The organism is Geomonas propionica (assembly GCF_016458235.1).
In the GTDB taxonomy this organism is placed as follows: Bacteria; Desulfobacterota; Desulfuromonadia; order Geobacterales; family Geobacteraceae; genus Geomonas; species Geomonas propionica.
Map to the genome: position 1 here is coordinate 95,243 of NZ_JAEMHK010000004.1, position 12,220 is coordinate 107,462.

The following is a 12,220-nucleotide window of genomic DNA, read 5'->3' on the forward strand; positions in this document are numbered from 1 at the left end:
GGTCGTCATGTGGCTCATCAATATAGCGCTATGTTTTTTGGTACTGGTACTATCTGCGCCCGCGGCACCCGCCGCGACCATACAACTCCCCAGGACCGGCCAGACCCTTTGCTGGGACGTCAGCGCCACCATAATAGACTGCGCCGGCACCGGCATGGATGGCGAGACGCAGCTCGGTCATGAGTGGCCGTCGCCGCGCTTTACCGATAATGGCAACGGCACTTTGACCGACACGCTGACGGGGCTGGTCTGGCTGCAGAATGCCAACTGCTTTGGCAGCCTCGAATGGCAACAGGCACTGGACACGGCGAACTCCTTCGCCAGCGGCTCGTGCGGCCTCACCGACGGCTCCGTGGCCGGGGACTGGCGGCTCCCCAACCGCAAGGAATTGTTGAGCATCAGCAGCCAGAACGTCTCCGACGGCGGGGCGTGGTTGAACAGCCAGGGCTTCGTGAACGGTCAGCACACCTATTACTGGACCTCGGACACCGACCTCAACTACGCCGGGGCCTACAAGTGGATCGTCCACCCGGTCGGGGCTGCCTACCCGGAAAGCTGGAATACCCCTCCCGTCCCCGGTCGCATGATGATGCTGGTGCGCAACCCCGTCCAGGTCACCCTGACCGCCGCCATAGCAAGCGGCAACGGCAGTATCACCTCCACGAACCCGCTCACCGTGCCCTATGGCTCGCCTGTAGCGTTCACGGTTGCACCGGACACCGGCTACCTGCTGGCCGGCAACGTCAGCGGGACCTGCCCGCCGGGGTCGTTCAACGGCAACGTCTACGAGCTTGGGGTCGCCACCGCCGATTGCTCGGTGGACTTCTCCTTCACACCGCTCACCTGCACCATCGCAACCAGCAAGACCGGCAGCGGTTCCCTCACCTGCACGCCGGCGCCGTCCGTCACCTACGGCACCGACGTCACCTGCACGGCGACTGCGACAGCCGGGAACCACGTCGCCACGGTCACCGTCGACGGCGTCGACCAACCGACAGCAGGCGGGACAAGCTATACCTATTCATTCGGCCCGGTGAACGCCGACCATACCATGGCAGTGGCATTCGCCCTGAACAACTACCAGCTCACCTTCACCGTCGACGGTAACGGCAGCATCACCGGCAGCAGCAACCAGAACGTCGATCATGGGAGAACCGCCTCTGCGGTCACGGCCGTCCCCGGCACCGGTTCTCACTTCGTCAATTGGACCGGGAACAACGGCTTCATCACCACGACCGTAAATCCGCTGACGGTTACCGACGTCTCGGCCGGGCTCGTGGTGACCGCCCACTTCGCCCTCGACACCCACCTGGTCACGCCGGGCGGCACGGCCAACGGGAGGCTCATCCCATCGTCGCCCCAGACCGTCTCCTACCAGGGGGTGACCACCTTCACCCTGGCGCCCGACACCGGCTACCAGCCGGCCTCTGCGGCAGGATGCGGCGGAACCCTGACCGGTGCCACTTACACCACCGGGGCCATAACCGCCGACTGCGGCGTCACCGCATCCTTCACGCCGATCAGGTACACCATTGCCACCACCAGCAGCAGCGGTGGGAGGATCGACTGCACCCCGGCCGCTGCGGTCGACTATAACGGGACCGTCTCCTGCACCGCGCTGGCGGACACCGGCTATCACATCGCGGCTGTCGCGGTCGACACCTCGAACCAACCGGCCGCCGCCGGGACCTCCTCCTACACCTACCCCTTCACCGCGGTGACGGCGAACCATGATCTACGCGCCGTGTTCGCGATCAACACCTACACCGTCAGCTACGCGGCAGGCGACCACGGCACGCTTACCGGAACCGCGGTACAGACCGTCAACCATGGCGGCAGCACCACGGCCGTTACGGCCGTCCCCGCGACCGGCTACCATTTCCTGGGCTGGACCGGGAGCAACGGTTTCAGCTCGACCGCCAATCCCCTGGCTCTCACCGGTGTTACCGGCAACGTCACCGTGGCGGCGGCCTTTGGCATCGACACACACCAGGTCACCCCGTCCGCAGCCGCCCATGGCGGCATCAGCCCGGCGACGGCGCAGACCGTAGAGTACGGGACCGTGGCGAGCTTCTCCCTGTCACCAGATACCGGCTACCGCATCGCCTCCGTTAGCGGTTGTGGAGGCGTGCTCACCGGCACGACCTACGCCACCTCCCCGGTTACCGCGGACTGCGCCATCGCCGTCACTTTCAGCGCCATCTTCTACCCGGTAACCGCCACCAGCGCCGACGACATGGGCACCATAAGCTGCACCACCGAAACCATCCATGGCGGCAGTGCCACCTGCATCATGCCCCCCAAGGCAGGCTTTCACCTCGCCACCCTTACCGACAACGGCAGCGACAGCCTGGGCCTGGTCGCCAACAGCAACTATGTCATCACCAACGTGACCGCCCCGCACACGGTCGCCGCGAGCTTCGCCGCCAACAGCTATACGCTGGCCGAGGTGCAGGCGGCGTACCGGTCAGTGCAGGGAGAGGCGCAACTCTCCGACGCCGACAAGGGGCTGTTCGACGTGGCCCCGCTGGGCGCTGACGGCAGGCCCGTCCCCGACGGGACCATCGACCTTGCCGATCTGATCATCATGCTCCGCAAGCTGGTGGGGGCCGTTAACTGGTAGTTGAAGCATGATATTAAAAACCCCCGGCGGCCTTGAGGCCACCGGGGTTTTCTTTTTTCAGCTTCGGATGTGCTCGACGAGACCCCCCCACCTTGTCAATCATGCAGGTGTTCTTCAGGTGCGGATCGCCCCACATGGCGGCATTGGCGTGCACGCCGCCGACACCAGGGGTCACGCCTTCTTGACGTACTCCGACTTCAGCTGCATGGCGCCGATGCCGTCGATTTTGCAGTCGATGTCGTGGTCGCCGTCGACGAGACGGATGTTCCTGACCTTGGTGCCGACCTTCACCACCAGCGAGGAGCCCTTGAGCTTCAGATCCTTGATCACGGTGACGGAGTCGCCGTCCTGGAGCTGGTTGCCGAAGGCGTCACGCACCACGCTTTCCTCCGGTGCGGCCTCCGCTGCGGCCTGTGGCCACTCGTTGCCGCACTCGGGGCAGACGTAGAGCGCGCCGTCTTCGTAGGTGTATTCGGAACTGCAGGAAGGACATTTGGGCAGGGTGGACATGTGACTCCTTGTGAAACGTGAAATTGGGACCGAAACGAAAAAACCCCGGCAGCCGTGTGGCCACCGGGGTCTGAAATTTTGGAGCGGGAAACGGGGTTCGAACCCGCTCCCTCCAATACAACCCAACGGGCACAAGTTGATATTTTCAACGAATTCAAAATGTTTAACCGGAATTTCTGCTGGCCTAGAGTCCAAAATAGTCCATCCCATTCCGTTAGGTGCAAACAAATTGGCGAAAGAAACGCGAAAGGATACAACCGCGAGATGCGTGTGGGTAACATGATCTGAGTGGACTTCTAAAACACGCTATCCATAATCCTTTGAATTTCTGCGACAATTGAATCTATGTCGCTAGTTATTTCTGAGTTGCTAATTCTTATTATGTTAATTCCATTGTTTAGCAACACTGCTTCTCTTAGTCTGTCCTTTTCTATCATTTTTGCTGTGCTGTGATAACTACCATCAACTTCAATGGCCCATGCAGTGTTTTTATAAAGGTTGAAAGCAATGAAATCTACTGAGTGTCCAGTCGGTGTAAAAACCTGTCTCACAATTCGTATTTTTTGTGAAAGTTTGGCATATAATGTGTCTTCATATTTTGTGACATAGCCAAACTTTCTTGCGTCTTCAATACTATCAGTAGTCTCTGGTTGTAGTTTTAAATGCTTCATTATTTTGCTAGTTCTGTAATTATTAAATTCTTCACTATCAATCATTGCAGAGTCATATAAAATAGACAGGGCGTTTTTATTACGCAAATTTTCAAATATGATTTTGTCTTTATCTAACTCCCACTTAATCAGCAGATTATTATAATGATTTAAACTTTTAATATATTTGAGATGAAGATAAACATGAAATACAACCATAAATACAAACAATATAGGTAATATTATAGTTATAAAATACCAGGGTGCAAACCTTGGAACATTGGGTTTATTTGGTCTGAGTGGCAATGCAACATTTCTCAACTCGTATTTATCAGCCAAGTAGCTTAGCTTGCTACATTCTTTGGCCAAATTTTTAACATTATCAGAGTATATTATTTTCATTCTAATGTTGACCGCTGTCCATTACTGAAAGGTGGCGAAAGTAATACACAGAAAGTACAGTGCCGGGGATCAACCAGCGGGTTGTCGAAATTATCTAGTAATCGCGTCCTTTCTTTATGTTATCAATTCTTTGATTTAATCGTTGCTCCATCATAAAGTTGTTCAAATTTCTTCTATTATCTGCTTCCCGTTCACGCCTCTCACGCCTGTCAGCCTCGATATCTGCAAGTATTGACTCAGCTTCTTGTGAGCGTCCGTCCCTGTCTCTTAAAGCAAGAGCCAATTCACGTAATTTGAATTCTCTATCCCTTACTATCTTTGCATTATACTCTCTGGCCTTTATGAAGGCAGCATTGTCTTTTGCGGAGTTGCTACCATTGCCTCCAAAATCCTCGGCAGTTTTCAGTGGCGGTATTTTGGATAGCTCTCTTCTAGCTCTATCTACAGCTTCTTGTGCGGTCCTTTTTGTTTCTACTTTCGCCTTTGTTTTCAGATGCTCAGTTTGCTCATCAAGTTCAAATTGAGTAGAAGATATATCCTCCCTCACTTCAGCAGCTGCATTTTTTCTATATTTTTTAGGTACTGAAGAAAGATTATCTGTGAAGTGGGTTCCTTTTTCGTCTTCCCATTTATAGGTTTCGCCATACGCAACAGGTACAAATATTATACAGATCCCAAGTAAGAAACTTAAGGCAGTATTTAAATATTCTTTATCCCTTCCGCCCAACATGGCCCAATCCTCCCAAGTAAGTGTTCTAATTTCTAATATTTCTTCAATAATTGTCATTTCTTTTAAAGTGGGGGGTCATTCCTTCGAGATATGCGTGCATAGATTCATAGGCTTCTTCAAAAGTTCCAAATTCATGACTGCTGGGGTAGTAGAAATGGCCTTCAGGCTTGGCCGCCCAAAAATGGCTTACCTCCCATAAAAAAGGAAGATTGCCAGCATTTGGCATCTCCGTAATGCGCCCTTGGATGAAGTCTGGAAGACCATGTATGAAGAATTTATATTCTGTTACAGTTGAAGCACCAAATGCTTCTTTGTTTTTCGACATCTCTAATATGGCCGTCACTTGCACACTCCTTTATATTGATATCTTTCAACTATGTCAGGCCTACTGGGTGCTTTGCATGAAGAACATTGTCACTTTCTTCACGATATCCTGGTTATTAGTCATCTTCGAGATTTCATGTGCCGCTAACAGCGCAAGAATATTTGCAAAATCCAAAACCTCGTCAACTTCTTCTTCCGAGTAATTTGATTCTATATACTTATTATTAAATCTACGTCCAATTTGGCTCCATCCACCGTGGGTATAGCTGCACATAGATGAAAAAGAGGATCCCTTTATTGTGGATAGTACATGAACGTCAAAACTAGGGAGTTCTTCAATTTTATTGATCATTTGGGCGACACTGATGTCAACTTTATCTTCGAAGAACTTGATGACATCCTCATCACTTGCAGCGTACAGAATCCAGAGTCCTCTAACGTAGCCCTCAAAAACCGCACGTAATAACGCAAAGCCTGAGCCAAAGAGATGTGCCTCAACCAGCAACGTTATCGACTTTTGGTGCTCCAAGACCACATCGAAGCACCCCCCGGCTATGAGGTCCCGTTTACCGGTTGAGATTCTTGCTCCATGAATCGAGTCATCGATGAAAGCAGATATACTTTTCGATTTTTGAATAAGATTTGACATTGGAGTCTAGCTCTCGGAACTTTCGGTTTTTAACCGTACTATCGGCGACCGATACGCCACACAATCATTAAACGGCAATATATATCGCGTCCTAATCAATGTCAAAGGTGAACTGACAAACACTGCAAACATATTTCCAGCATCCCAATCCGAAGACCGGTGTTTTCGTCAGTACAGAGTTCATCCCGGCAAAGAGGAATCACTCCTGCATCTTGTTGAGCATGTAATATGCTGCTAGAGTACCCTGTCCCCCGCCGGCGATCTAAAACCGGCCCTCAGCTTGCGCACCTTCATGTACCACCATTCGCTCAAAAAAAATGCAGATGCGCCCGCCCCCGGCACATCTGCATTCTCACATCATGTCACCCCATAGGCTGCAGGTGAACGACTTTCACCGTGGCCGAGATCGACCATTATCTCTTTTCGTGTAGCACCATCGGCATGCATTTCTCTCGCATGAAGGTGTCTTTCACCGTGGATGTTGGCGCTGCTCGCCTTCGTTCCACCTAATGCCCGCCACAAATTGCGCTGGGCATCGTACGCCGCCTTTAGCGACATCTCCGGCGGAATTATTCGGCCTGTTCCACTTCCGAGCTGTATTGCTGTTTCTTGCACCAACTTCACTGCTGCTTCTTTTATAGGGGAGTCTACTGGCAAAAGGCGCACTCGCCCTCCTTTGGCACCTTCAACCTTCAGAAAAGGCTTTCCGTCCTGTTCAATGACCTTTGTTGTCAGTAAACTCTCTTTTGCGCGCAGCCCAAAGTTACACCGGAGACTATCCGCGGCGACCATCATTTGAGCCACCCGATTTCCGCATGCGGCGCGCTCTGCGAGCACGCTACGGATCTCTTCCAGTTTTCCCACATTCACCGACTGCGGATTAACCCGGACGCGCTCAATGCCATACGCAAAATTCTCTTTGGAGCAGATTCCCTGTTTGCCAATGGCACCGCAGATTTGGCGAACTGCTGTCATCCTGTTTGCCATCGTAGACGCTGACAATCCCTGCACAGCCATGTCGGCTGCATAGGCGGTTATCATGCCCGGTTTCAGATTTTCGATACGCTCTAGGTGGTAGCGATTCTCAATGAATCGTGTAAACTGCGACACATTGTTCAGCAACTTCTCGCGGGTTTCGCTCGCCTTCGACCAGTTTTTACCAATGCGCTCCAATGCCTGCCTTTCTAAACTCATTTTTCCCATAGTGCTTCCCCCTTTATTGCCGCCGCATGCGGCCAATTCTGCGTTGAGTGTAGGTGTCATGCCCGTGACGGGCGTTTGCGGAGACGACGGCCCGAGGTGCCGAATCTCGTGCAAACATCAATCAGCTGCAAAATCCCAAGGGATTTCGCTTGCGTCTATGACGGCAACGATTGAGTGACGGTACCGGAAGCCGCAGCTTCCCGGATGCGGTGGGGCGAAGTACGTGGGAGGGAGTTTTAGGCAGGATGGGGTGCTTAGCGAATTCCGTCTCCAGACAATCTCTTGCTAAAGCTATTTTTACACGAATAAATTCGTGGAGTTACGAGCGCGTCTCTTGCTGGTGGTCCTGAGCGGACCAGCAAGAGACGCGCTCGCACGCTAGACAGCGGCGTAAACCTTCCGCATAAAAATGGTGCCTCCACACTAATTGCTGGAGGCACCTACCTGTACCCATTCAGACAGCGGCTTTATCCGTTATTCTGGGTGTGCGCCAGAATTTCCATCAGCATGTTGCTGATGTCCTCAAACTCTTCAGCCGTCAATACCGCCAAAACCGGAACTAACGCCAAAGGATCGTCATTTAAAAGTACCGTTAGGAATCTTAAAACCACATCCACAGTACCAGGCTGCAGCCCTATCACCAACGAAACGGCTAGAGCCCGTTCCTCTACGCGTGTCGGCAACGTGCCTTTGAAATCCATGTACATTGAATTCATATGTTCTCCTCCGGTTGTTAGATTGCCTGCTTTTTAAGGGATGCCATATAGGGCAGACAATTTTGTGGGGAGAGAACTAAAGAAATTTTCCGACAGCAGCTTAAAAAATTTCGTCGGGGATTTGGTGAGGGGATGAGGAGGTAACTTTGGCCAGGATAGACACACAGTAGCCAATTAAATGCTGTCGAACATCTCCAGCGCCATCGTTTAAGTCGAGAAGACGCAAGTGGAGTTTTTTGCCATCGCTCTGGGTCGTTTCTGAAGTTGAACGAGCGCCAAAACACGGACCAAGCGTTAGGTATAATTCAACTCCATCTGTGTCCGGAACGAACCGGCGAATCTCTAGCCGTTGGCTAAAGAAATACCCCAAGGGGAAGAATAATATTCTATATCGGATATTTTCAGGAAAACTGGAATCAGAATTTGAATCTCATAGAAGTGTGTATAAAGCGCTCGCGGTTTAAGACCTGCCGCTGGCATTAAGGCAATCAGAATATGGTCTCCGACGGGCACGCACTGCGTTGAAGCAATTCAGACCGATACAGACACAGTCCTGATTTCCTCATCAGCGTGCCGAACCTTCTATTCGTGATTAATATCTCAGAAAAGCCGTTGTCCTCGCCGCCTCGCGCCGTTGACAACGGCTTTCTTTTTTGCGCACTCCCGGCCCCATCCCTGCAAACTGTCCAATTTTATCTGCCCGCATAGGCATCCCTCATACAGCACCACTATCTCGCGTGGAGGAATCGCCCATGGCCGCACAGGAACATGTCTCACTAATCACACAAACAGAGTTCGAGGAACGGATGCACATCAAAAAATCAACAAGGTACAACTGGCAGCAGGCTGGGATTCTTCTTGAGGGCAAACACTTCTTGAAGATACGCCGAAAGCTTTACTTCCTCTGGCGCGAAGGGCTGCCAGCGGAACTTGCCGCCAATGCACAGCGTATCGCACAACAAAGCGGATATGTTGCCAGGCAAGAAAGAGTATCGGCCCAAAACGCCGGACCGGATTGGGATTATTAATCGCCGTTGCAGTTGTCATAGCCTTCTGGTACTGTTGCGCTGGACTCAAGACCAGCAGAAAGGAGGTGGACAAAAGGAGTAGTACATGGCAAGAAAATCTGCGGTAACAGCGGTAGAAGCACAGTGGGGCGACGGTAATATCGTCGAAAAGAAAGGGTCAAGGCGGCTATACTTCGACTTTTACTATCTCGGCCAAAGGGTAGAGATTTCCAGCGGCCTCAAGAACACCCCCGAAAACCTGCGGAAGGCCCGGTACTGGCTGGACCGGCAGATGGACAAGATGCGGGACGGTTCATTCCGTTTCGGGGAAGCTTTTCCGAACGCAACACCCGAAAAACTGGAACTCTTTTCGCGACTGGAAGGCACGACGGTAACTGCAAAGCCGCAACACGTCCTATTCGATAAGTACCTAGCGCGTTGGTACTCAACCGTTTGGACGGAGTACCAGGAACCGAAAAAGACCGACTACAAATGCTCTATCGAGTCGCAGATCATCCCCTTTTTCAGGGGGATGACCTTTTTCCAGATCAACAGAACCGTCGTGAAGTCGTTCGTGAAGCAACTCTGCCATCTGCGCGGCAAAAAGAAGGGGCAGCCCCTCTCGCGCCAGAGGGTGGACAACATATGCCACCCATTGAGAGCCATCTGGCGGGATGCATGCGACGAACATCGCTGGGATCTCCCCGATCCCTTCGAAAAAATCCACGAAGCCTTTCCAGCGAAGAGCAGCGGGGGTGAGTTCGAGATCATCGAGAGCGGCGAGACCGAGCTGATCAGGAACGACCGGGACCCATTGAGGTACGGAGAGTTCCAGCTGATCCTGGAAAAACTCGATCCCTGGTATCAACCGGTCGCGGAACTCATGATCCTCACCGGCATGATCGCCTCCGAAATGGCAGGCCTCACCCGCCAGCACCTGAAAGAGGGGTACATTCTGGTGAGGCGCTCGGTATCGAGGGGGGTAGAGAAGATTGGCAACAAGACGGCCTTCCGCAGGCGGGACATTAGGATCACCCGTGCCATCCAGGAGCGGCTGAACGTCCTTCATCAAAGAACGACGGGGGGGCGGCGTCTAGCCACCAGCAAATCAGGAAAATTCCTCACTGCCGGTGGGTTCTACAAAGCGTGGGTGAAAGCGGAAAAAGCCGCCGGCGTCAGACACCGGGTGCCGTACTGCCTGCGCCACACCTTTGCCGCCTGGAGTCTGATCATCGACATGAAGCCACTGCGGCTTTACCAACTCATGGGACACGCAAGCAAGCAGATGGTTTACGAGGTGTACGGCAATTATGTCGAGAAGCTTGAGCAAGACCGGGAAGAAATCCTGGCCTTCTTTGGTGAGGACTTCGTGGGGTAGTAACACAATGCCCCGACCTTGAAAAGCGAAAGCTTTAGCGAAAGTCGGGGCGTATTTCGGAGAATCAGTAAGGATTCTATGTAGATAAATGGAGCGGGAAACGGGGTTCGAACCCGCGACTTCAACCTTGGCAAGGTTGCACTCTACCACTGAGTTATTCCCGCTCAGCAGAGATCCGTTTTATAGCAAAACCCGTTTGAGCAGTCAACCCAAAAATCTGCCCGGGCTGGTAATTTTTTTAATGGAAGGGGAAAAGATCGCCGCGTCGGTGTCTTTCGCGGATCTGCTCTCATGGCCGCTTCGCGGTATCCTCTACTTGCCGGTGAGCAGTTTCCTGATCATTTCGTAGATCTCCTTGGGGACGAAGGGCTTCATCAGGATGCCCTTCGCTCCTGCGTCGAGAGCGGCCTGGGTATCGCTGTCGAAATCGGAGGCGCTGGCCATCAGCACCCGCGCATTGGGGTCGAAGGCGAGCAGGTTTTTGGTGGCGTCGATGCCGTTCATGTCCGGCATGTAAATGTCCATGATGACGATGTGCGGGCGCAGGGCGCGGTAGCGCTCCAGGGCCTCGGCACCGTCGCCTGCCTCACCGACCACCGTGAAACCGATCTTCTCCAGCACGGCACGCAACACCTGGCGGAAAAAAATCTCGTCATCGACAATCAGTATTTTCACGTCCTTCAAAGCCATGCAGACCTCCGCACGCGATCTCGGTTCTCTATTTAGCACCCTCTTATACTTTTTTTATCGTTAAAAGTCAAAAATGCTGTTTCATTTTTTTTCATTCAGTAAGTCGATACAGCGCTGCCAGTGCATGACTGCTGTAATAATGGCAAATGCGCTGGAAACCAAAGGGCGCCAACTGCCTGTCCAGTTCGTCATGGCTGTAACTCTTCGCGTTGCCGTCACAGCTGTAATAGTGTTGCAGCACCGATCCACAGACCGTGTCGTCGTGCCTGCTGTTGACCTCCACCAGGAACAAACCTCCAGGGCGCAGGTTGGCAACCACGTTCTCCAGGTACTGCTTTTTCAGGGTCTTCGTGGCCAGTATGTTGAAGACGAAGGTGCAAAGCACCAGGTCCACGCAAAGCCCCGCCTCGGCCAGATCCCCGACCGTCAACAATCCCGCCAACCTCGAGGCCTGGGGATGGGCCGCCAGGGTCTTGACCTGTTCCGGGACATCGGCGGCGTAAACCTCGAAGCCCTCTTCGGTGAGATAAAGCGCGTTGCGCAACAATCCGGTGCCGTAGTCGAGCACCCTTTGCACCTTGGCGAGCCTGAAAAAGCCCGCATAGCGGATCACGCTGTTGGCTGGTCTGATCATGTCGTCCCCCCGGGCTTGTTGCCGCTGCTGTCGCTGTCGCGCAGGCGCGGCCGGATGTGGGGTTTTGCACCCGGACAATTGTATAACAATCCGGCAAAAGATTAACCGGTTCCAATTTAATTTCTGGCGTCGGCGCCGTTTACGATTTTTTGTAAAAATGGGTTGACAGCAGGCGGGGGCGTTATTATTATCATGCCCTGTAAAGGGGAGTAGCTATCGGCCGGAGAAATGGCCGACTTCTGGTTCGTCAAGACGGTGGCAACACCCGGACCCGAGGATAATTCATCTAACAGCAAGACCTTTACCTGTAGCGAGCAGTCGCCCCGGGTAAAGGTCTTTTTTTTTACCGTCACAGGCGCCGCCGTGCTGTGACGGCGCCCTTTTGCAACGTGTAACCACCCGGAAAGAGAGGAAAACATGGAACAGAAACAATACATGACCCCGGTGAAGAGAAAATCGGCGAGAAAGAAAAAGGAAACCAGGGAGCCGGTACTGAAGAACGTGGTATCGCTCAGAGTGAGCGACCAGGAGAAGCGCCTCCTGGAGCGGCTCACCAGGGCGACCTCGCTCAACGTATCGGACCTGGTGCGCGAGGCGATCGGCTTCTGGCTCGCCAAGGGGATGCGCAATGGGCGCATCCGCGGCGGATCGACCGGAAAGATCCCCATGCAGCCGCTGCAACTGGCCGGCAACTGAACCAACCA

General features: G+C 53.1%; 13 protein-coding genes and 1 tRNA gene. 4 read left to right on the forward strand and 10 right to left on the reverse strand.

Translation table 11 applies throughout. The features are described 5' to 3' along the window. Positions 1-7 precede the first annotated feature (7 nt). A complete protein-coding gene (locus tag JFN90_RS06910) occupies positions 8-2,623 on the forward strand; it encodes a DUF1566 domain-containing protein (protein WP_199394383.1) in 2,616 nt (871 codons plus the stop codon). 171 nt (positions 2,624-2,794) lie between these two features. Here the strand turns inward: JFN90_RS06910 and JFN90_RS06915 are convergent, their stop codons facing one another. From JFN90_RS06915 to JFN90_RS06945, 7 genes are all read right to left on the reverse strand, one after another. Then, positions 2,795-3,133: a zinc ribbon domain-containing protein YjdM gene (locus JFN90_RS06915; protein WP_199394384.1), complete on the reverse strand. Its 339-nt coding sequence runs from the start codon at positions 3,131-3,133 to the stop codon at positions 2,795-2,797. A 296-nt stretch (positions 3,134-3,429) separates the two neighbouring features. Continuing rightward, positions 3,430-4,185 carry an endonuclease domain-containing protein gene (locus tag JFN90_RS06920; protein WP_199394385.1) on the reverse strand — a complete coding sequence of 252 codons (756 nt, stop codon included), beginning with the start codon at positions 4,183-4,185 and terminating at the stop codon, positions 3,430-3,432. Positions 4,186-4,279: 94 nt separating this feature from the next. After that, the gene (locus JFN90_RS06925; RefSeq protein ID WP_199394386.1) at positions 4,280-4,972 is read right to left on the reverse strand and encodes a DUF4124 domain-containing protein; all 693 of its coding nucleotides are present in this window, start codon (positions 4,970-4,972) and stop codon (positions 4,280-4,282) included. Then, the gene (locus JFN90_RS06930; protein ID WP_199394387.1) at positions 4,959-5,258 is read right to left on the reverse strand and encodes a hypothetical protein; all 300 of its coding nucleotides are present in this window, start codon (positions 5,256-5,258) and stop codon (positions 4,959-4,961) included. Before JFN90_RS06930 ends, JFN90_RS06925 begins: the two co-directional genes overlap by 14 nt. A gap of 42 nt (positions 5,259-5,300) precedes the next feature. Then, complete coding sequence (locus JFN90_RS06935) at positions 5,301-5,888, reverse strand: DUF6988 family protein (RefSeq protein ID WP_199394388.1); 588 nt, start codon at positions 5,886-5,888, stop codon at positions 5,301-5,303. 357 nt (positions 5,889-6,245) lie between these two features. Continuing rightward, positions 6,246-7,091, reverse strand: a complete 846-nt coding sequence (locus tag JFN90_RS06940; protein ID WP_199394389.1) for a phage integrase N-terminal domain-containing protein — start codon at positions 7,089-7,091, stop codon at positions 6,246-6,248. 467 nt (positions 7,092-7,558) lie between these two features. Then, complete coding sequence (locus tag JFN90_RS06945) at positions 7,559-7,807, reverse strand: hypothetical protein (protein WP_199394390.1); 249 nt, start codon at positions 7,805-7,807, stop codon at positions 7,559-7,561. A gap of 752 nt (positions 7,808-8,559) precedes the next feature. Between JFN90_RS06945 and JFN90_RS06950 the strand changes: the two genes are divergently transcribed. Beyond that, positions 8,560-8,835 (forward strand): hypothetical protein, encoded by a 276-nt coding sequence (locus JFN90_RS06950; protein ID WP_199394391.1) that lies wholly within the window; start codon positions 8,560-8,562, stop codon positions 8,833-8,835. Positions 8,836-8,920: 85 nt separating this feature from the next. Next, the gene (locus JFN90_RS06955) at positions 8,921-10,192 is read left to right on the forward strand and encodes an Arm DNA-binding domain-containing protein (RefSeq protein ID WP_199394392.1); all 1,272 of its coding nucleotides are present in this window, start codon (positions 8,921-8,923) and stop codon (positions 10,190-10,192) included. Positions 10,193-10,281: 89 nt separating this feature from the next. Here the strand turns inward: JFN90_RS06955 and JFN90_RS06960 are convergent. The 3 genes from JFN90_RS06960 to JFN90_RS06970 form a co-directional block, all read right to left on the reverse strand. Further along, a tRNA-Gly gene (locus JFN90_RS06960) sits at positions 10,282-10,356 on the reverse strand. 148 nt (positions 10,357-10,504) lie between these two features. Beyond that, the gene (locus JFN90_RS06965) at positions 10,505-10,882 is read right to left on the reverse strand and encodes a response regulator (protein ID WP_199394393.1); all 378 of its coding nucleotides are present in this window, start codon (positions 10,880-10,882) and stop codon (positions 10,505-10,507) included. A 91-nt stretch (positions 10,883-10,973) separates the two neighbouring features. Beyond that, positions 10,974-11,516 carry a class I SAM-dependent methyltransferase gene (locus tag JFN90_RS06970; RefSeq protein WP_199394394.1) on the reverse strand — a complete coding sequence of 181 codons (543 nt, stop codon included), beginning with the start codon at positions 11,514-11,516 and terminating at the stop codon, positions 10,974-10,976. A gap of 417 nt (positions 11,517-11,933) precedes the next feature. Between JFN90_RS06970 and JFN90_RS06975 the strand changes: the two genes are divergently transcribed. Further along, positions 11,934-12,212, forward strand: a complete 279-nt coding sequence (locus JFN90_RS06975; protein ID WP_199394395.1) for a ribbon-helix-helix protein, CopG family — start codon at positions 11,934-11,936, stop codon at positions 12,210-12,212. Positions 12,213-12,220 lie beyond the last annotated feature (8 nt).

What these genes read in the sequence shown, in the direction of transcription:
- JFN90_RS06935 (WP_199394388.1), bottom strand. Translation starts at nt 5,888, where the DNA reads ATGTCAAATCTTATTCAAAAATCGAAAAGTATATCTGCTTTCATCGAT.
- JFN90_RS06920 (WP_199394385.1), bottom strand. Translation starts at nt 4,185, where the DNA reads ATGAAAATAATATACTCTGATAATGTTAAAAATTTGGCCAAAGAATGT.
- JFN90_RS06925 (WP_199394386.1), bottom strand. Translation starts at nt 4,972, where the DNA reads ATGACAATTATTGAAGAAATATTAGAAATTAGAACACTTACTTGGGAG.
- JFN90_RS06950 (WP_199394391.1), top strand. Translation starts at nt 8,560, where the DNA reads ATGGCCGCACAGGAACATGTCTCACTAATCACACAAACAGAGTTCGAG.
- JFN90_RS06955 (WP_199394392.1), top strand. Translation starts at nt 8,921, where the DNA reads ATGGCAAGAAAATCTGCGGTAACAGCGGTAGAAGCACAGTGGGGCGAC.
- JFN90_RS06915 (WP_199394384.1), bottom strand. Translation starts at nt 3,133, where the DNA reads ATGTCCACCCTGCCCAAATGTCCTTCCTGCAGTTCCGAATACACCTAC.
- JFN90_RS06965 (WP_199394393.1), bottom strand. Translation starts at nt 10,882, where the DNA reads ATGGCTTTGAAGGACGTGAAAATACTGATTGTCGATGACGAGATTTTT.
- JFN90_RS06975 (WP_199394395.1), top strand. Translation starts at nt 11,934, where the DNA reads ATGGAACAGAAACAATACATGACCCCGGTGAAGAGAAAATCGGCGAGA.
- JFN90_RS06940 (WP_199394389.1), bottom strand. Translation starts at nt 7,091, where the DNA reads ATGGGAAAAATGAGTTTAGAAAGGCAGGCATTGGAGCGCATTGGTAAA.
- JFN90_RS06945 (WP_199394390.1), bottom strand. Translation starts at nt 7,807, where the DNA reads ATGAATTCAATGTACATGGATTTCAAAGGCACGTTGCCGACACGCGTA.
- JFN90_RS06970 (WP_199394394.1), bottom strand. Translation starts at nt 11,516, where the DNA reads ATGATCAGACCAGCCAACAGCGTGATCCGCTATGCGGGCTTTTTCAGG.
- JFN90_RS06910 (WP_199394383.1), top strand. Translation starts at nt 8, where the DNA reads ATGTGGCTCATCAATATAGCGCTATGTTTTTTGGTACTGGTACTATCT.